Below are 19,013 nucleotides of genomic sequence, written 5' to 3'. Positions count from 1 at the left end.
TCTGATGGCGCTTCGCTTATCAGGCCTACAAAATCACAGATTCATGACGTTTTGCAGGCCCGGTAAGCATGCGCCACCGGCCAATTTCTTCTGACATTACTTTGTCTTCAACGCCAATGGGTTCATAGCGATGGTCTCGTAATGGCTTACCCAAGAGGAATATTTCTCCGGCGATGACCAGACGCGGTAATGCAGGCGCGCCATGGTCATCGGGTCGCTCAGCAGCACCAGACGACGATCGCGGCTCAGCTTGTCCGGCGTGTCGTTCAACGCCTGTTCAACGTGACGATCGCGGGCAATCTCGAGCACCTTACTTTCGCGGTGACGCGCCGTTGCCATGGCGGTAGCCAGGGCGTTAAACGACGGGTTGAAGACCGCGTGCATGAAGCCGTCATCCAGCGAACGAGCGCGGTTGAGCTCCACGAAGCTGTCGGTATCCTTCAGCACCTGCGGCGTGTCGTACTCTTCCGGGATCAGGAACAGCTTCGCACGCTTGCTTCGCAACCCAACCGTTGAGCGGCTGGAAATCGCCGACACGAACGGAGAGAGGATCAGCGAGAAGACGATCGGCGCCAGCCAGAACAGGAAACGCAAATCGAGCCACGCCATTCCTGCCGCCCAGACCAGACCGAGCAGGAGCTGAGAACCGTGGCGCATAAACGCTTCGCTCCACGGCGTGGAGTCATCGTCACGCTGCGGCGAATTCCAGACTACTTCCCAACCAAGGAATGCGCTGACCACAAACACGGTATGGAACAGCATGCGCACCGGCGCCAGCAGCACGGAGAACAGCACTTCCAGCAGAAGAGAAAGGGTTACGCGGAAGAAACCACCGTACTCTTTCGGACCTTTGCACCAGATAAGAATAATGCTCAGTAGCTTAGGCAGGAACAGCAGCACCATGGTTGAGGCAAACAGCGTAATCGCCAGCTCCGGGCGCCACTGCGGCCACACCGGGAACAGCTGTCGCGGCTGCAGGAAGTACTGCGGTTCAGTCAGCGCATGCACCACCTGCAGCGCAGTCGACAATGCCAGGAACATAAACCACAGCGGCGCAGAGAGATAAGACATGACCCCCGTCAGGAACACCGCACGGTGAACCGGGTGCATCCCCTTCACGAGGAACAGACGGAAGTTCATCAGGTTCCCCTGACACCAGCGGCGGTCACGCTTCAGCTCATCCAGCAGGTTCGGCGGCAGCTCTTCATAAGATCCCGGCAGATCGTAGGCAATCCAGACACCCCAGCCTGCACGGCGCATCAGCGCGGCTTCAACAAAGTCGTGCGACAGAATAGAACCCGCGAAGTTACCCTCACCCGGCAGCGGTGCCAGCGCACAGTGCTCGATAAACGGCTTCACGCGGATAATCGCGTTATGGCCCCAGTAGTGGGATTCCCCCAGCTGCCAGAAGTGCAGACCGGCGGTGAACAGCGGACCATAAACGCGCGTCGCGAACTGCTGGCAGCGCGCATACAGCGTGTCCATACCGGACGCTTTCGGCGAAGACTGAATGATCCCGGCATTGGGGTTGGCTTCCATCAGACGCACGAGGCCGCACAGGCAGTCGCCCGACATCACGGAATCTGCATCCAGCACCACCATGTAGCTGTACTGGTTGCCCCAGCGGCGGCAGAAGTCATCGATGTTGCCGCTTTTACGCTTCACGCGACGACGACGACGACGGTAGAAAATCTGCCCTTCGCCCTGCACTTCAGCAATCAGCTCCATCCAGGCTTTCTGCTCACGCATACAGATATCCGGATCGTAGCTGTCGCTCAGAATGTAGACGTCAAAGTGCTCCTTGTTGCCGGTCGCTTTCACCGATTCCCAGGTGGCACGCAGACCCGCGAATACGCGGTCAACGTCTTCATTACAGATTGGCATGATAAGCGCGGTGCGATGCTCAGGATTTAACGCTTCATCACCCACGGTGGAGGCGGAAATACTGTATTTATCGCGCCCGATGAGCAACTGCAGGAAGCCCATCAGCGCCGTCCAGAACCCGGCAGAAACCCAGCAGAACAGCACGGCAAACAGAATCAGGATCCCCGTTTGCAGCACGTAAGGCAGCAGCTGCATAAAGGATACCCACAGATCCTGCCCGCGCATGTCCAGCGGGTTCACCAGCGCCCAGCCCTGGTACGGCAGAATAGTTTTCATGTACCAGGTCGCGACGACGGTTTGAGCCAGAGTCAGCAGCAGCAGGATGTAACGACGGATGGTCCCGACGGTACGCCATTTGGCTTCACGCTCACGCTCTTCCTGAGTCAGACGGGCCAGGTAGCGCGGCTGTACGTCGCGCCCCAGCATTCTGTCCCAGAAGCGGCCAATCGGGTTGGTACGCCACGGATCGGGGAACATGGAAGAGCGAGTCGCTTTCGGCATCGCTTCAAGCTGCGTGCGCCCTTCGTCATCTTTGACAAGCTGCCCGTCCGCGAGTGAGTCCGGCCACGCCTGCTCAAGACGCGCTTTTACGGAGCCAAGCGGCGAATCATCTTCACGCGCAATCGAGGTATGGTCCGTATCCAGCGCCTCGTGCAGAGCACGAAAATCGGTGGTCGGCAGTGCCGCTTTCTCAGCGTCTGAGAGCGGCATTGCATTGATATACTCGGTTATCTTATTCATTGGCAGGTAGCTGATAGCTCCAGGTTTCACTCAGCGTCTGGTCGCCATTGACCAGCGCCGCACGCATGTCGGTCGTTTTCTTCACGTCTTTGACTTTCACGCGCATCGTCAGGCGCCAGCCTTTGGTTACCGGGTTGTAGCGAACGTTGCTGTCCACGATTTCCCCATTGTCACCAATGCTGGTCTGAGCCGTTACTGCGGTGTCCTGCGGCATTTTTTTCATTTCCGCACCGGTGAAATCAACCACGAACGCGATGGTACCGTCAGGCTGGCGGATCAGGTTCGACTGCTTCACATCCCCCGTTGAACGACGGGTCTGCATTACATAGGCGCTGTCCGGCGCGTGCAGTTTGTCCTCGTCACGGGTGAAGGTGATGCTGTAGCTGTAGTTCATCTCTTTCCCGGCGTCCGGCAGCTGATCCGGCGTCCAGTAAGCGACGATGTTGTCGTTGGTTTCGTCGTTGGTAGGAATTTCTACCAGCTCAACTTTACCTTTGCCCCAGTCCCCTTTCGGCGTGATCCACGCGCTTGGGCGCAGGTCGTAACGGTCGTCCAGATCTTCATAACGAGAGAACTGGCGGCCGCGCTGCAGCAGGCCAAAGCCTTGCGGGTTTTCGGTCGCATAGCTGCTGATGGCCAGATGTTTCGGGTTGTTCAGCGGACGCCAGATCCATTCGCCGTTCCCCGCGAGAATCGACAGGCCGTTGGAGTCGTGCAGCTCCGGACGGAAATTGGTGGTTGGTGATGGCTGATTCGGCCCGAACAGGAACATGCTGGTCAGCGGGGCGACGCCCAGTTTGCCGACTTTATCGCGCAGGTAAACTTTGGACTGTACGTCCACCACGGTGTCACGGCCCGGAATCACCACGAAGCGGTACGCGCCGGTCGCACGCGGGGAGTCCAGCAGTGCATAAATAGTCAGGCGTTTATCGGTTGGTTTTGGACGCTCAATCCAGAACGTGCGAAAACGCGGGAACTCTTCGCCGGACGGCAAAGCGGTGTCGATCGCAAGGCCGCGGGCGGACAAACCATAGGTCTGCCCCTGACCGAGAACGCGGAAATAGCTGGCTCCGAGCATGCTGACGATTTCGTCGTTTTTATCTTTGCTGTTGATCGGATAGAGCACTTTAAAGCCGGCAAAACCCAGATCCTTGACGGTGTCTTTATCGTGCTGGACGTTGCCAAAATTGAAGTAATCCGGGCTGTATTTGATTTTTTTAACCGTGGTCGCCGTCACTTCGTTGATGGTAACCGGGGTATCGAAATACATTCCCTGATGATAGAACTCGAGCTTGAACGGTGTCTTAACCTTGCTCCAGTACGCTTTATCGTGGTTGAACTGAATTTGCTGATAGTCCGCGTATTTCATGTCGCGGAAAACAGAGGGCAGGTTACTTTTTGGGGCTTCGTAGCCCTTGCCGGCGAGTGATTTCGCTTCCTTCGCGACATCATCAATACTGAACGCCCATGCAGATGAAGTACACAGGGACAACATTACGGCTGCGCCTAACCAACGCAGTTTCATCATCTGTGGTTTATTTTTCATAATTAGTAAGCACTTCCCCCTTTGTGTGCTTAAATCGATCCGATCCATTTTACTGGAAACTCAGGCAATCCGACAACATAATCCCCATTTTGTTCGGCTCAAAGGCCTATGGATTAAACAACCTGCCGCACCTGTCTTATTTTTACGCACAACTCTTAAAGACAGGTTCCCGGACTTCGTGTAGGGTTGCTCGAATTTAGCCGTTACTGCCTTGTCCGATAAGACGATTAGTCTGAGATTTCATTGACTTTATGAATACTATACCAACCCAACGTGAATATTTTCTCGATTCCATCCGCGCCTGGCTGATGCTGCTCGGGATCCCTTTTCATATCTCGCTGATCTATTCCAGCCACACCTGGCACGTGAACAGCGTCGAGCCGTCGTGGTGGCTGACGCTGTTCAACGACTTTATTCACTCCTTCCGCATGCAGGTCTTCTTCGTTATTTCCGGCTATTTTTCCTACATGCTGTTTTTGCGCTACCCGATGAAGAAATGGTGGACCGTGCGCGTGGAACGCGTCGGCATCCCGATGCTGACCGCCATTCCGCTGCTGACGTTGCCGCAGTTTTTAATGCTGCAGCACGTCAAGGGAAAGACGGAGTCCTGGCACACGCTCACCGGTTATCAGAAATACAACACTCTGGCGTGGGAATTGATTTCTCACCTTTGGTTCCTGCTAGTGCTGGTTGTCCTCACGACGCTTGGCCTGGCGCTGTTCCACTGGATCAAAAAACGCCAGAAAGCCTCACTTGTCGCCTTCTTCGATAACGTAACGATGGGGAAACTGAGCTGGCTGTTCCTTGCGCTGGGCGTCTGTTATGCCCTCATCCGCCGCACGCTGTTTCTTGTTTACCCGCCAATTCTGAGCGACGGGATGTTCAACTTTGTGGTGATGCAAACCCTGTTCTACCTGCCGTTCTTCATTCTCGGTGCGCAGGCGTTTGTTAATCCGCGGCTGAAAGATCTGTTTACCACCCCTTCACCATGGTGCATGGCAGGCGCACTCCTTGGCTTTATCGCCTATCGCCTTAACCAGCAATATGGCTCAGGCGATGCATGGATGTACGAAACCGAGTACGTGATCACCATGGTCCTGGGTCTGTGGATGGTGAACGTGGTGTTTGCATTTGGCCATCGGCTGCTGAACTTCAAATCCACCCGCGTGACCTACTTCGTGAACGCTTCACTGTTCATCTATCTGGTGCACCATCCCTTGACGCTGCTCTACGGGGCGTGGATAGCGCCAGTGATCCACTCGAATCTGCTCGGGTTTATTACCGGGTTGGTGTTTGTGGTTGGTATTGCCGTCATCCTGTACGAACTGCATTTACGCGTGCCGCTGCTACGCTTCCTGTTTTCCGGTAAACCGCAGACGCCGCAAAACAAGCCGCAGGCCGCGTGATAAACATAGCCAGGCTGTTCGCACAGCCTGGCTAGAGCAGCCACTCGACAGGCAGAATATAAGCCACCAATACCAGCAGGCGCTGCCATATCGTCGCCATCGGCTCTTTACGCAGCACCTTCTCTCCTCCGTTTTCCCTGTCGACCCAGTGAATTTTTCCCCAGCGCGTCAGTCGCAGCTTCCAGGCGGCATTAAGCTGACTGTGCAAAAAGCGGTGATGGATCCGCTGAGCCAGACTTTCACTCTCAATAACCAATCCCATTTCGGTGTTAAGTAACGCCGAGCGCGGGTCGAAATTAAACGATCCAATAAACACGGTTTTTCCGTCCACGCTGAATGTTTTAGCATGCAGACTGGAGCCGGAGTTCCCGGTCAAACCACGGTCATGGATTTCGGGGCGAGATTGGTACGTGGGTTTGATTTCGTACAGCTCCACGCCGTGACGCAGCAACTTCTTGCGCCAGCGGGCATAGCCCGCATGGACCACCGCCACGTCGTTTGCCGCCAGCGAATTGGTCATGATCGCCACTTTCACCCCTTTGCGGGTCAGATTAAGGATCTGCGCAACGCCCGCACGCCCAGGGACAAAATAAGCGGAGATAATATCGATATGGGATTGCGGTGTCCCCATCACTTTACGCAGGCGCTCCCCCAGCAGCGTCCGTGGAGCGGCTTTGCCCTGCCCTTTACGGGGATCGTCACTGAGCAAACGGGTACGCGCCCGGATAAACGGCAGCGTGCCCTGACCCAGCCGCCTGGCGATTTCTGTATTTGCCACTTTCTCGAGATAGCGATCGGCAGCGGCCTGTTGTTCATCGCTCAAAGGCGGTAAAGCCTGCGGGACACTTTCCGCTGGCAGCACCTGCCTTAGCGGCGAGACGCACGCCGACTGCCAGTAGCGCTCGAAATCCTGCTCCACATCCCTGACAACGTGCCCTGTAGCAAGCACATCCAGGTCAGCAAATAACGGCTCTTCACCAATGCCAAAATAGGCATCCCCGACGTTTCGGCCGCCCACGATAGTGGCCTCACAGTCCGCGCTAAAACTTTTGTTGTGCATCCGGCGATTGAGTCGCGCAAAATCGGTGAGATAGCCCAGCATCCGTAGCGTCCGGAAAGAGAAAGGATTGAACAGCCGCACTTCTATATTCGGATGGGCGTCAAGGGCCAGCAGGATGTCATCCAGCCCGGAGGTGTTATTGTCATCCAGCAGCAAGCGAACCTTCACATCCCGCCCGGCGGCGTCCAGCAGCGCCTCAAAAAGCAGCCGTCCGGAGACATCGTCCTCCCAGATATAGTACTGAATATCCAGCGTCCGTTCGGCCAGCTGCGCCAGCAGATAACGCGCGGCAAAGGCCTCAAGACTATCTTCAAGCGTATGGATCCCACAGCATTCTGTCAGAACCGTATCAGCGGGAGACAGCGTGCGGTACAGAGGGGTCATGCATTTCTCCTGCCGGATGTTAACTCTGCAACAAGTCTAGTCGAAGCAGGAGAAAGTGCTTACGGGTAAGGAGGTTATCGGTAATCGACGGTGACGATACCGAGGGTTTTCTGTGAGTTGAGATACCGCATGCTGACGGTAGCCGCTTCGTTGTTAACCGGTTTGCCCGAAACGGCCTGTTGATATGAAATGGTCGAAGTCCGGACCTGACCATCACGATAGCAGCTCATGGAGATGTGCTGAGAAGTGGTACCAATGTTACATGGATCTTCGACAATCGCGCCGACAAAATGAATGACACCGCCCTGCGTCTGAGAAGATGAAGCCATTGCCGCTCCGACAAAAAGCGCGGAGGACAAACAGACAACGAAAAACAACTGCTGAGTTAAGGTTTTCATCGCGTAGCTCCGAGAATGAAATCGTCCCTGAGACTGTGTAAGCGCACGTTGCCCTGCCCCGTGCGAACTGCATCACGACACGTAAACCCTTAACATAAAAGTAATCAGCCTTATGAATTTATGCCAACCAGTCCATTCATAAAATTAATTTTTCACTAGGTCCTTTCCGCGGTGGGCCATTGCGCCGTAAGGTTCAACGACTGGCCATCCGTCAGCGTGACCACCACTTTTACCGTGTCGTTCTGCGAGATAGTTAATTGCATACGTGATACATCTATCGGTTGATTGGCGGGTAAACTTAAGTTTTTTCTCTGCTGAATGTTGCTGGTTCCGCCCATGCCTTCACGAACAGTCTGAATACTGACCTGACACTGGCAAGGCTGAGTAACGGTGACCTGTGGGGTAATAATGTAGTTATCGCCCTGATGGCTGACGTTAAAGACGATGCTGTTGGTTAATGCTGCGGCAATCAATAAGCTGTTCATGATGTTCTCCAAAAAAAAACAGGGCACAGGCCCTGTTTTTTTATAGTTCGAAAGCCAGATTAATGCTGGTAAACGTTCGCCCAGTTAGCGGAACCGTTCTGGGTTACGTTCACAATAGAGCTGTCAGCTGTCTGGGTTACGCTGGCGCTGTTGCCGCCACCCCAGCCGAACAGGTTGCTCTGAGAGACGTTAATGGTGGAGTTTTCACCCGTCTGGTAGTTGCTGGAAGAGTTACCAAAGCCAGACTGAGACACGTTAATGTCGCTGTTATAGGCACTGCTTTGGGTCGCGGTAGCCAGGTTGTTAAAGCCCTGCTGACTGATATTCACATCAGCATATTTAGATGCACTTTGGTCAACGCTTGCGCCGTTATTCCCACCAGCCTGATAAATATTCACCGTTTCATTGCTGGAGTTTTGTGGCAAAGATGGGCCACCACCGCCAGGGCCGCCATGGCCAGGACCACCCGCAAATGCAGCACCAGAAACAAGAACCATTGCAATCATAGACATTTTAATATTCATAAAACCCCCATTGGCTTGATAGTATTCGCCGGCGGTCGCTTAACGTGTAATAACACGTACGGCCATTTGCGACGAGTTTTGCACAATAACTGTTTTACTACCTACGGACTGCTGTTGTGAAATACTTGCGTGATTACCTGAACCTCGTTGAATAATAACGCCGGTATTCCCATAGCCTGATTGGCTAATATCTGCATCATTACTATTTCCGGCCTGATCTACGTAGGCCAGATTGTACCCACCGGACTGCGACACATCGGATTGGTTGTTGTTACCTCGTTGAGAAACAACAGCAATTTGATGACTGCCGTCCTGCTGAGCATTCGCGCCATTCCCATAACCTCGCTGATCAACAATAGCGGTTTGATTCGTGAAGTCAGAGTTAAGCCCATTGGCGACCAGATTATATTCTGAGCTGGCCAGATCATAACCCGATGCAGCTGCAAATCCAGGTATCGCCAGCAGTGATAACGACAGAAAATACGCTTTCTTCATCATGTTCCACCCGCTTGAATCCTGGCTACTTCTGTTACTGTTAAATAACGCCGCGATGGTTGTTAATGCGACGTTACGATGAACAGTATGTTGCGGCCCAAAATTAAAAGGTGTCACCCGCAAGGTTGATTCTATTTTTTTCGGATCATTCCTAAGTATGAGAATTACGCTATGTCCTCGTGTTTTAATAGAATTATTCTTCGCTTTATTTTCACAAGCATTCTCAATAAACAGATAATCTTTAAAATCAACATGTTTAGCACGCCACAGAAAAACCAAGCGCGGCGATCTGGATCGCGATCTCATTTAGCCAAAATTTCATAAAGCTAAAATCGTTACACATCACGCCATTATTAAAAGAATGATTACATTCAATTGATTGAAAATATATTACATACAAATCATCAAGATAGAGTTTTTGTGTGACTTATAAAACTGATGCGGAATTATTTTTATGTACAACTTTATCATCACTTCTAAATGATCAATTAGCCGCCAATTTACATTTTAATATTCAAGGTTACATCCTGTTACAGTGTTTGATCTTGCTTAAAAATTAGTAATGACTAGATTGAAATCAGAAGTACCGCATAATGATTTATTGACATTTTACCCTCTTTAGGGTTTCGACTTTAAACGTATACACAGCAATGCAGCCTTAATCAGTACTTCTGGAACCCCTATTTTTCGGGGAAACTGATAGCTGCTATAAAACATTGGAGTTTCATCATGTTAAATGAAGTCCATCGTTTAGGCAGTACGCTCGTACTCTTAACCAGACCGTCTCTGCAAGCCAGCGCATTATTACAATACCTAAAGTCAACGTTGGATATTTCAGGAAAAGTACAGAATATTCATCGTATTATTGAAGAGACGGTGCCCAACAGCATCATGATCTTCGATATGATGGAGGCGGACAAAAGGCTGATTAGTCACTGGCAGGAGAATTTAGGCAGAAAAAACAACGGGATGAAACTTGTATTACTCAATACCCCGGAGGAGTACCCGTTCAAGGATATAGAAAACTGGCCGCATATCAACGGCGTCTTTTATAACAATGAAACAGAAGCACGTTTAACCGAAGGGTTAAACATGATAATGCATGGCGAATGTTATTTTTCGCATAAGCTCGCCAGCTATTTGATTACACATTCAGGTAACTACCGTTATAACAGTGCGGAAAGCGCGATGCTTACGCAACGTGAACGGGAAATACTGAATAAACTGCGGGTCGGCGCCTCCAATGTGGAAATTGCCCGTTCGCTGTTTATTAGCGAAAACACCGTTAAAACCCATCTGTACAATCTATTCAAGAAGTTAGCTGTTAAAAACCGGACCCAGGCCGTCTCCTGGGCCAACGATAATCTCAGGCGTTAAGTTAACAGGCAAACACCATGAAACGTTCCCTGTGCTGGCTTGCGGCGGCAAACCTGCTGTTGCTTGCGCCCTCCGTGCACGCTTCGCGCGCCGTCGGAGAAGTAGAAATACCGGGTATCGTTGCCGACCATACTGTTTCGTCAGTGGGGCATGATTTTTATCGCGCCTTTACTGATAAATGGGCCAGCACGACGCGGGAAAATTTATCCATAAATGAAAGACCCAGCGCTCGCTGGGGAAGCTGGATAACCATTACAGTAAACCAGGACGTTATGTTTCAGACATTTTTATTCCCAATCAAACGGGATTTTGACAAGACCGTAGACGCAGCACTGCAAATAACTCAGGAAGCAATCAATAAACGTCAAATCGACCAGTCTTTGTTAAAAACGGACGATCTGGCACACGATGAATTTTAATATAGAGGGTGGAGGCAATCATGCGTATCGCCTGTACTGTCGCTTTGCTCGCATTTATTACACCAGCAAGTTGGGCCGGTAATATGGTTTTTCAGTTCGTCAACCCGAACTTTGGTGGAAACCCTAATAACGGCGCATTTTTGCTGAATGAAGCTCAGGCGCAAAATTCATATAAAGCGCCTGGCGGTGATGATTACGGTTATTCGGCCCCCTCGGCGCTGGATAATTTTACCTCAGCCATCCAGTCACAGTTGTTGAGTGGCCTGCTGGGTAACGTCGCGACCGGGAAGCCCGGGCGGCTCGTCACCAACGACTTTATTGTTGATATTCAGAACAGCAATGGCCTGCTCACGTTAAACGTGACGGACAGAAGTACCGGGAAAACCTCGACGATTCAGGTGTCCGGGGTAACGCAGACCGCGAGTGACGAATAGTCACCGACCCGAACAGGAAAATAATCATGAAACGTTTATTTGTACTTCTGGTGGTCATCTTACTCAGTGGCTGTCTCACCGCCCCGCCGAAAGAGGCGGCAAAACCGACGTTATTACCGCGGGCACAGAGCTATCGCGACCTGACTCACCTGCCGGCCCCGCAGGGCAGGCTGTATGTGTCTGTCTACAATATTCAGGATGAAACCGGGCAGTTTAAACCTTATCCGGCAAGTAACTTCTCCACGGCCGTACCTCAAAGTGCGACAGCGATGTTGGTTACCGCGTTAAAAGATTCTAAATGGTTTATTCCGCTGGAACGCCAGGGATTACAAAACCTGCTTAATGAACGCAAAATTATTCGCGCAGCTCAGGAAAACGGAAACGTAGGGGAAAATAACCGTGCGCCGCTTCAGGCATTAAGCTCGGCGAACGTGATTATTGAAGGCTCGATTATTGGCTACGAAAGTAATGTTAAATCCGGTGGGGCTGGCGCACGTTATTTCGGTATTGGTGCCGATACGCAATACCAGCTTGACCAGATTGCCGTTAACCTTCGCGTCATTAACGTCAGCACCGGGGAAGTGCTTTCCTCTGTGAATACCAGTAAGACCATACTGTCTTATGAAGTTCAGGCCGGCGTCTTCCGCTTTATTGATTATCAGCGTTTACTGGAAGGTGAAGTGGGATATACCTCGAATGAACCGGTTATGCTGTGCCTGATGTCAGCGATCGAAACGGGCGTCATTTACCTGATTAACGACGGTATCGAACGCGGATTGTGGAACCTGCAAAGTTCCTCCGACGTCAATAACCCTATTCTCGCGAAATACCGCGATATGGCCTCCCCTCCGGAATCCTGATTCGGATTCAGGCAAAAAAAAGCGTAGCCCTTAAGCTACGCTTTTTTATTACTGCTTCACTGTGGTATCCGGGGCCTGCCGTCTGACGATCCACGCCGCCAGCCACAGTCCGCTGTTCTTCATGGCGTAGCCGAAAAGCAATCCCACCGCGAGCGATGGCACCACCAGCTTCCAGTCACCCTGTCCGGCAAACGTCGCGCAGGCGCCGATAAAAGTGCCAGGCACAAACGAAAGCAGAACCTGTTTCGCCTGTACACACATCAGAAACGCCACCACGCCGGTCATGACGTAGCCAAGAATCTCCAGATGCGGTGCCATCGCGCTACCGTGGATAATCACCAGCGCCCACGCCACGCCGCTCATCACCGTCGCGGAAGCAATAGCCAGGCCTTTCACCCCACCTTGCGGGCACGCGAAGTACGCAGTACAGCCGAGAAAACCGGCCCAGCTGAGCAGGCCAAGAGACACGGCGACCCAGCCCCAGAGACCGGAGAGAATGCCTGTTGTCAGTGCAAGAGAGAGGAGTATGTTCATGCGGCGCATCATAGCAGATGCATCGCATTCAAATGAGATCGGACGCACAATATCTGCAACACAGAAAGTAACGTTACATTTGCAATGCGATGTAAATCACACTTTACTCTTCAGTATCTTCAGAGATCTCATCCCACATCGCGGCGATCGCTTCGCGGGTTAGGGTCGCCATCGTACGCCAGAACGGCGTGGTCGCATGCGCTTCCACTTTCCCCAGGAAGGTACCGACCCACGGCAGCAGGTAATCGGAGAAAAGCGTGTCTACTGCTTCACTCTCGTCTTCTGCGGCGTTGTCTTCCAGCCAGGAGGCTGCCAGCAGCAGAGTGCCAATATGATCCGCCGGCGTATCGCTGAGCGGCATACCGCGGGAAGAAAGGAAACTGCGCACTTCGGCTTCCGTTGCGCCTTCGACCCATGCGCTGCGATAAGGCGAAACGCTGCACTCGTCGCCGACAAACAGGGCGTTGTAATCCGTCGCCAGGGACTGCATGTCGCAGCTCTTTTGCAGACGCTCCAGCAGTTCATCCTGCTCCAGCGGCCAGCTCGCCGCCAGTTTGCCCTCACGAATCAGGGTGAACAGCGGGACCAACAGCGGATCCTGCGGCTGACGATAATATAAAGAGCCCAGCACGCGGCAGAGGATTGAAAACTCGTTCATTCAGTTATTCCATTGAGAAAAATTAAAGTTCGGCCAGCTCGTTAATCGGCGGCATGCCGCGCGACTCGAGGAAATTCAGGAAACGGCGCGGTGTAACGTTGAGAATTCGGTCTTCCGGAAAATCGACGGCATCAAGAATTTTGCGACACTCGGTAAATTCACCCAGCGTAAAGGCCGTGTGGGAATCCGAGCCCAGCGCGACCCAGCCACCGGCATCTCGCACCGTGGCCGCTACGGTCCGGCAGTTATCTTCACTGCCCGGGCGGGAAGATACAAAGGAAGAATTGTTGATTTCCAGCGCCACGTGATGTTTTGCCGCCGCCTGTGCCACGGCCTGGATATCAATCGGGAATTTCGGGTTGCCGGGATGGCTAATCATATGCACGTTACCGCTGGCGATGGCCGCGATCATCGCTTCGGTATGCGTGGCTTTATCCTGTGGCGGGAAAACCGGCTCGTGGAAGCCCGCAATGATGAAATCAAGCGCCGTCAGCATCGGTCCCGTGCAGTCAATTTCGCCCAGGGTGTTTTTAATGTTCGCTTCAATACCCCGTAAAATGCCCACGCCGTCCACCATTCTCGGCCAGATACGCATATTCACGAAGTGCCAGTAGTGCGGCGCATCGGCCATGTCCGGGCCATGATCGGTGATGGCAAACAGCTTGATACCTTTACGTTTGGCTTCGGCAATATAGTCATGAAGGGTGCTGTAAGCGTGGGTGCTGGCGACGGTGTGCATATGCAGGTCAACAGGATACATCACATTCTCCTTTCTCTTATTAAGGCCAGGCATAGCAGGAGTGCCCGGTCTTCTTATTAAGCCCAAGCATAGCAGGAATGCCCGGCCTTTATTAGCGAAAAACCCGGCCAGGCCGGGTTGAACTCAGTATCCACGGGCTCTGTCTACCTGCCCGGTGACGGCCTCACCTCGCTCCAGTCCGCTGATAGTTTTACTGATATAGGCGATGGCTTCCTGCGGACGTGTGACCGCAGCAACGTGCGGGGTCATTGCCACGCGAGGGTGCCGCCACAGCGGACTTTCTACAGGCAGAGGCTCGCGGCTAAACACGTCCAGCATCGCGCCTTTAAGCTTGTTGTTCTCCAGCGCTCGCAGCAGATCGTCTTCATTAACATGCACGCCTCGTGCAAGATTCAACAAATAGCTGCGGTCCTGAAGTTGCTCAAGTAACGCATGATTAATGATACCAACGGTTTCCGCCGTATTTGGCAGCAGATTGATAAGGACCCGCGTTTCACGCAAAAAATCGCCCATTTCGCCAGCGCCGGCAAAGCTTGTGACGTTTGGCCACGCTTTACGGCTGCGACTCCAGACGCGCACCGGGAAGCCCCACGCCAGCAGACTTTCAGCAACTTTGCTGCCAAGTACGCCCGCCCCCATGATACCAATAGTAAACTCTTCACGCGTATATTCAGGGAGCGGCTCCCAGCGAGTTTCGAGCTTTTGCGCCTGATAATCATCAAAGCGACGGAACCAGTGCAGTATCTGGCTGACGGCATATTCCTGCATTTGCAGCCCCATACCGGTATCTTCGAGGCGGAATAACGGAATCGACAGCGGGAGCATCTCCGGATGCGCCTTCAGCTTGCTGAGGATCGAGTCCACGCCCGCGCCAAGCGCAAAGACAGCTTTCAGGTCACGCCCCTGTAGCATTTCCACTGGAGGATGCCAAACCAGCGCGTAATCAGCATGCCGGTTGTCGCCCGGTTTCCATTCACGCACTTTCGCCCCCGGGAGGTTTTTCTCCAGAGCGTTTATCCACCATGCGGTGTCAAAGGTGGGATGGTAAAAGATGATCTCCATTGCAGACTCCTTATTAAAGCGCCTTTCTGACAGCTGCCAGCGCATTTTTTGATTGTTTTATAGTGGGTTGTCAGCATAACAAATTTCAGGAAGCTGTCAGGTGTAAAAGCGGATGCTGAGAAAAAAAGCGGATTGCGGTTATTCCGAAAGCAGGTTGGTGGAAGTTTGGCTAATCGGGAGGATTTTCAAAAAAGTTGATTGACGCAAGTGCCGCTTTTCCTTACATTACCGCCCGTCCCGGCAGCGCCGGGAAGACAATATGGTGAGGTGTCCGAGTGGCTGAAGGAGCACGCCTGGAAAGTGTGTATACGGCAACGTATCGGGGGTTCGAATCCCCCCCTCACCGCCATATTTAATGAGAGTGCCCAGTTAACAGCTGGGCATTTTTATTTGTATTTTCTGCCCGACAAGGGGGGATGAGAACTCCCGACCGGGGTTCGACAACGAGCTTCAGCTCGTTGGACAGACCGGACGCTCGCGGACGGGCTGCCCGAAGGGTGAGCGCAGCGAATCAATCCCCCCCTCACCGCCATATTTGAAGAAGAGCTCGTACGAAAGTACGGGCTTCTTTTCGCCTGTGGCACCGCCTCCGTCGTTATCCCTGCCTCTGCCGCGCGCCCAGATAAGTAAAAATACCTGGAAAGCCAGGTATTCATGCCAATTTCACCCACGCGTTCAATTTCTTAGTATGCCCCATCAAGAACTTCCTGACGCATAAGCAAGCATCGTCTGCTGATTTGTGACAGGACAACAAGGGGATGTAGATGAAAAACAAAATCGCTTTACTGACGCTGGCATCGTTGCTCTGTGCTAACCATGCTATGGCAGCAACCAGTGACGAAGGATATTATGTTTCAGCGAAGTACTTATCCACTGAACAGCACGCCAGCGATCAGGACCTCAGCAGCCGTCCTGGCGTCGGACAGTTTGTTGGCGGTAAAGAAAAAGACCGGCTGAATGGCGCTTCCCTGGCGGCAGGCTACCAGTACGGTAACGGCTGGAGAACCGAAGGCGAGTATACTTTCCGCCAGAAGTCAGAGTTCACCAGCGGTTCGACAACGTTCCCCAGTAGCTATAACCATTTACAGCTTAAAACCGAACGACTGATGTTTAATGTGTACCGGGATTACGACCTCGGCTATGGCATTTCAGTATTTGGAACAGCTGGCGTAGGGGTGGCAAAAGTCAAAGCTGGCGGCTGGCAGGGTGTTTCATCACGTGAATATGCCGACAGCACGCAAAACAATCTTGCATATTCATTAGGCGCTGGCTTCAGCTATTCTCCGCTGGAGCGGCTGAGCATTGACGTCGGCTACCGGTATACCGATATGGGGAAAGTCGAAAGTGGCTACAACACCTTCAGCAATGTGCGTGGCCTGAAAGACGAGCAAATGAAAGCCCGGCTTACCGCCAGCGAATTCACCCTCGGCGCTCGCTACCTCTTCTGATCAGAAAAGTGTGAGCTTTTATCGCCTTTTGCGATGTCCACAGGGGTCAGCTGAACGGCAGGATAGCCGTTCAGCATGGTCAATGAATACCTACTGAGCAAAACGCAGCCTGACCTGAAAAACAAACGGAACTCACCAGTGGTGGGCCAGGTGCGAATCCAGCTTAAATCTGATAATCAATCGCGGCCTCTTCCGGCTCCATCACCTGACGCTTAATCTCATCGACTGACAGCCCTGCGTTGCACAGCTCCAGGAAACGCCAGACGTAGTTGCGTTGCAGCTGACCACGCTTTAGCCCTAACCAGACGGTATTAGCATCAAACAGATGATGCGTATCCAGCCGCGTCAGGCGTCCGGACTCCTGCCCGTCAGCGGACTGTTCAGCCACCAGCCCGACACCAAGCCCAAGCTCAACATAGGTTTTGATCACATCGGAATCCTGGGCGCTCAGCACAATATCCGCCACCAGCCCTTTGCGATTAAAAGCTTCATCAATGCGCGAGCGTCCGGTGATCCCCTGACGATAGGTAATCAACGGCCAGCGCGCGATGGCCTCCAGCGTTAGCGGAACCGTCTGAGAGAGCGGATGCCCCTCGGGCACCAGCAGATTGTGGTGCCAGCGAAACCAGGGGAAAGCCACCAGCGTCGGATCGTTGCTCAGACGCTCGCTGGCGATGCCGATATCCGCCCCGCCGTTATGCAGCAGCGTTTCAATTTCCTGCGGCGTGCCCTGGATTAACTCCACACGAACGTCTTTGAACAGTTCACGAAAGGCCTTGATAACGGGCGGGAGGCTGTAACGCGCCTGCGTGTGCGTGGTAGCAATCGTCAGCACGCCGGATGCGTCATTGGTAAACAGATCGGCGAGACGACGAACATTACTCGCTTCGTTGAGAATGCGCTCTGCAATCACCAGCAGGGCTTTGCCTGGCTCGGTCATCCCCAGCAGGCGTTTGCCGCGGCGAATAAAAATTTCAATCCCGAGCTCTTCCTCCAGCTCACGGATATGGCGGCTGACGCCAGACTGCGAGGTATAAAGCATATTGGCGACCTCGGTCAGGTTGTAGTCCTGCCGCGCCGCCTCACGAATAATTTTCAGTTGCTGGAAATTCACCCTTCCCTCCAGGGACCTTCAGACATACCGCTATTGTTAGAGTCTGGGCCCCTGGCGAACAAATAATAAAAACCAGCATCTTATTCCATTCAGATATATATCAGCTGACCAGCTGCAGTTCGCGATTCTCAAGCGACGGACGGCTGACCAGCGACAGCAGGATCTCTTTCACCGCCTGAGCCTGTGGCGATAATGACCCGCGCGCCGACATATTCAGCGACAGCGGCAGGCTCATTGACGGCGTAGTGATCCGCGCCATCCAGCCATTCGCCGTGGCGCAGAGTGAACGGGCCGCAGACTCCGGTAACACCGTCACGCCCATCCCGCTGGCAATCGCTGCGGTCAACGTGGAGATAGACTCAATTTCACCGATGATTTTTGCCGTCAGGCGGCGCAGGGAAAATGCTTCATCCACGCGCGCACGCACGGCGCTATAGTCACGCGGCAGGAACAGATTCATTCCCGCCACCGCCAGCAGATCTACGCTCTGCCCCGGACAATCACGAGTACCTACCAGCCATAAATCTTCTTTGAGCAGCTGCTGACTGATGATCCCCGCCACCGGAGAGCGCTCATAGAGCACGGCCATATCCAGCTGGCCGTTCAGCAGTTTGTCATTCAGCACGGTGCCGCTATTTTCATGCAAATAGACGGTGACGTCCGGCAATTCATTTCGCACTGCCTGCAGCAACGGCATGGTGATCGAAGAGGCCGCCGTACCTGGCGCAAGGCCAATCGATACCTGCCCGCTCAGCGTCTGACCGATATTGCACACGGCCATCTGCGCCTGTTCACACTGGCGTAAAATGGTACGCGCATGGGTGTAAAGAATTTTTCCGGCTTCCGTCGGCGTCACGCCCCGCTTAGTACGGATAAGGAGCTGCTGATCCATCTCGCCCTCCAGCGTCGCCACCTGCTGGCTCAACGCAGGCTGCGCGATGTGCAACACCTCGGCCGCCTGGGTCAGGCTGCCGATATCGACGATTTTCACAAAGTACTTCAGTCGTCTTAAGTTCATTTTGCCTCCGGTTCGGGATGCCAGTGCCACTGCTGGCGATTCAGTTGTCGGAGAAGTTGCAATATGCTTGCCAGTTTTTGACCAACCGGACAAAACGGCCACGCAGGCCGCAAAATAAGAGATGCTAATAATATCGGCGCTTTTAGTAACCGATAAGCGGATAGCGCTATGCCCCATCAGGGAGAGCGCTGCACCAGCAAGGTGCGGGCTGTGCTTATTTTCAGCAAACAACATCACTTTGCTGAAATTGTCAGCAGTTGAACGCATCCGGTGAAGAGAGGCTTTGACATGGCAGGCGAGCATCGCTACTATTCGCCCCGTTCAAACGATTCCTCTGTAGTTCAGTCGGTAGAACGGCGGACTGTTAATCCGTATGTCACTGGTTCGAGTCCAGTCAGAGGAGCCA

The 19,013-nt window shown here is 53.1% G+C and carries 19 protein-coding genes, 2 tRNA genes and 1 other RNA gene; 9 read left to right on the top strand and 13 right to left on the bottom strand.

Annotated features, from left to right (window positions below; all coding sequences use genetic code 11):
* Nucleotides 1-96: 96 nt before the first annotated feature.
* Together mdoH and mdoG are read right to left on the bottom strand one after the other, a co-directional pair.
* Nucleotides 97-2,625: a glucans biosynthesis glucosyltransferase MdoH gene (gene mdoH / locus RTU33_RS14180; protein ID WP_312628168.1), complete on the bottom strand. Its 2,529-nt coding sequence runs from the start codon at nucleotides 2,623-2,625 to the stop codon at nucleotides 97-99.
* Nucleotides 2,618-4,171: a glucans biosynthesis protein MdoG gene (gene mdoG, locus RTU33_RS14175; protein ID WP_312628167.1), complete on the bottom strand. Its 1,554-nt coding sequence runs from the start codon at nucleotides 4,169-4,171 to the stop codon at nucleotides 2,618-2,620. Before mdoG ends, mdoH begins: the two co-directional genes overlap by 8 nt.
* 251 nt (nucleotides 4,172-4,422) lie before the next feature.
* Here mdoG and mdoC point away from each other — a divergent pair, with 251 nt between their 5' ends.
* Entirely contained in the window at nucleotides 4,423-5,577 is a 1,155-nt protein-coding gene (gene mdoC / locus RTU33_RS14170) for a glucans biosynthesis protein MdoC (RefSeq protein ID WP_312628166.1), read from the top strand.
* Nucleotides 5,578-5,608: 31 nt separating this feature from the next.
* On the opposite strand, the gene RTU33_RS14165 is transcribed toward mdoC, so the two are convergent.
* From RTU33_RS14165 to csgB, 5 genes are all read right to left on the bottom strand, one after another.
* Nucleotides 5,609-7,021: a phospholipase D family protein gene (locus RTU33_RS14165; protein WP_312628165.1), complete on the bottom strand. Its 1,413-nt coding sequence runs from the start codon at nucleotides 7,019-7,021 to the stop codon at nucleotides 5,609-5,611.
* A gap of 74 nt (nucleotides 7,022-7,095) precedes the next feature.
* Nucleotides 7,096-7,419: a type 1 fimbrial protein gene (locus RTU33_RS14160; protein ID WP_312628164.1), complete on the bottom strand. Its 324-nt coding sequence runs from the start codon at nucleotides 7,417-7,419 to the stop codon at nucleotides 7,096-7,098.
* 155 nt (nucleotides 7,420-7,574) lie between these two features.
* A complete protein-coding gene (gene csgC, locus RTU33_RS14155; protein WP_312628163.1) occupies nucleotides 7,575-7,904 on the bottom strand; it encodes a curli assembly chaperone CsgC in 330 nt (109 codons plus the stop codon).
* Between the two features lie 59 nt (nucleotides 7,905-7,963).
* Nucleotides 7,964-8,416 carry a curlin gene (locus RTU33_RS14150; protein WP_312628162.1) on the bottom strand — a complete coding sequence of 151 codons (453 nt, stop codon included), beginning with the start codon at nucleotides 8,414-8,416 and terminating at the stop codon, nucleotides 7,964-7,966.
* A gap of 51 nt (nucleotides 8,417-8,467) precedes the next feature.
* The gene (gene csgB / locus RTU33_RS14145; RefSeq protein ID WP_312628284.1) at nucleotides 8,468-8,926 is read right to left on the bottom strand and encodes a curli minor subunit CsgB; all 459 of its coding nucleotides are present in this window, start codon (nucleotides 8,924-8,926) and stop codon (nucleotides 8,468-8,470) included.
* Between the two features lie 726 nt (nucleotides 8,927-9,652).
* Between csgB and csgD the strand changes: the two genes are divergently transcribed.
* From csgD to csgG, 4 genes are read left to right on the top strand one after another with little or no spacing between them, the layout of a single operon-like run.
* Entirely contained in the window at nucleotides 9,653-10,300 is a 648-nt protein-coding gene (csgD, locus tag RTU33_RS14140) for a biofilm master transcriptional regulator CsgD (protein WP_312628160.1), read from the top strand.
* Nucleotides 10,301-10,317: 17 nt separating this feature from the next.
* Nucleotides 10,318-10,719 carry a curli production assembly/transport protein CsgE gene (csgE, locus tag RTU33_RS14135; protein ID WP_312628158.1) on the top strand — a complete coding sequence of 134 codons (402 nt, stop codon included), beginning with the start codon at nucleotides 10,318-10,320 and terminating at the stop codon, nucleotides 10,717-10,719.
* A 20-nt stretch (nucleotides 10,720-10,739) separates the two neighbouring features.
* Complete coding sequence (gene csgF, locus RTU33_RS14130) at nucleotides 10,740-11,153, top strand: curli production assembly/transport protein CsgF (protein WP_312628156.1); 414 nt, start codon at nucleotides 10,740-10,742, stop codon at nucleotides 11,151-11,153.
* Nucleotides 11,154-11,179: 26 nt separating this feature from the next.
* Nucleotides 11,180-12,013, top strand: coding sequence for a curli production assembly/transport protein CsgG (gene csgG / locus RTU33_RS14125; protein WP_312628155.1), 834 nt, complete (start codon nucleotides 11,180-11,182; stop codon nucleotides 12,011-12,013).
* A 48-nt stretch (nucleotides 12,014-12,061) separates the two neighbouring features.
* Here the strand turns inward: csgG and RTU33_RS14120 are convergent, their stop codons facing one another.
* The 4 genes from RTU33_RS14120 to ghrA all read right to left on the bottom strand — a co-directional run bounded on the left by RTU33_RS14120 (nucleotide 12,062) and on the right by ghrA (nucleotide 15,027).
* Nucleotides 12,062-12,547 (bottom strand): DUF1097 domain-containing protein, encoded by a 486-nt coding sequence (locus RTU33_RS14120; protein ID WP_312628154.1) that lies wholly within the window; start codon nucleotides 12,545-12,547, stop codon nucleotides 12,062-12,064.
* A 103-nt stretch (nucleotides 12,548-12,650) separates the two neighbouring features.
* Nucleotides 12,651-13,205 carry a molecular chaperone gene (locus tag RTU33_RS14115; protein ID WP_312628153.1) on the bottom strand — a complete coding sequence of 185 codons (555 nt, stop codon included), beginning with the start codon at nucleotides 13,203-13,205 and terminating at the stop codon, nucleotides 12,651-12,653.
* Between the two features lie 22 nt (nucleotides 13,206-13,227).
* A complete protein-coding gene (locus RTU33_RS14110; RefSeq protein WP_312628151.1) occupies nucleotides 13,228-13,965 on the bottom strand; it encodes a phosphatase in 738 nt (245 codons plus the stop codon).
* 123 nt (nucleotides 13,966-14,088) lie between these two features.
* Nucleotides 14,089-15,027 (bottom strand): glyoxylate/hydroxypyruvate reductase GhrA, encoded by a 939-nt coding sequence (gene ghrA / locus RTU33_RS14105; protein WP_312628150.1) that lies wholly within the window; start codon nucleotides 15,025-15,027, stop codon nucleotides 14,089-14,091.
* A gap of 261 nt (nucleotides 15,028-15,288) precedes the next feature.
* On the opposite strand from ghrA, the gene RTU33_RS14100 reads away from it, so the two are divergent.
* The 3 genes from RTU33_RS14100 to RTU33_RS14090 all read left to right on the top strand — a co-directional run bounded on the left by RTU33_RS14100 (nucleotide 15,289) and on the right by RTU33_RS14090 (nucleotide 16,475).
* Nucleotides 15,289-15,376 (top strand) — tRNA-Ser (locus RTU33_RS14100).
* A gap of 46 nt (nucleotides 15,377-15,422) precedes the next feature.
* Nucleotides 15,423-15,559: non-coding RNA, RtT sRNA (locus tag RTU33_RS14095), on the top strand.
* A 232-nt stretch (nucleotides 15,560-15,791) separates the two neighbouring features.
* Nucleotides 15,792-16,475: an outer membrane beta-barrel protein gene (locus RTU33_RS14090; protein WP_312628148.1), complete on the top strand. Its 684-nt coding sequence runs from the start codon at nucleotides 15,792-15,794 to the stop codon at nucleotides 16,473-16,475.
* A gap of 163 nt (nucleotides 16,476-16,638) precedes the next feature.
* Here RTU33_RS14090 and cbl read toward each other — a convergent pair whose 3' ends face one another.
* Complete coding sequence (gene cbl / locus RTU33_RS14085; RefSeq protein WP_312628147.1) at nucleotides 16,639-17,589, bottom strand: HTH-type transcriptional regulator Cbl; 951 nt, start codon at nucleotides 17,587-17,589, stop codon at nucleotides 16,639-16,641.
* Between the two features lie 100 nt (nucleotides 17,590-17,689).
* On the bottom strand, nucleotides 17,690-18,607 hold the full coding sequence (nac, locus tag RTU33_RS14080) for a nitrogen assimilation transcriptional regulator NAC (protein WP_312628146.1): 918 nt from the start codon (nucleotides 18,605-18,607) through the stop codon (nucleotides 17,690-17,692).
* Between the two features lie 330 nt (nucleotides 18,608-18,937).
* Between nac and RTU33_RS14075 the strand changes: the two genes are divergently transcribed.
* A tRNA-Asn gene (locus tag RTU33_RS14075) sits at nucleotides 18,938-19,013 on the top strand.

It is taken from the genome of Scandinavium sp. (genome assembly GCF_032012665.1).
Classification (GTDB): domain Bacteria; phylum Pseudomonadota; class Gammaproteobacteria; order Enterobacterales; family Enterobacteriaceae; genus Scandinavium.
This window is presented reverse-complemented; position numbering and strand designations above follow the sequence as displayed.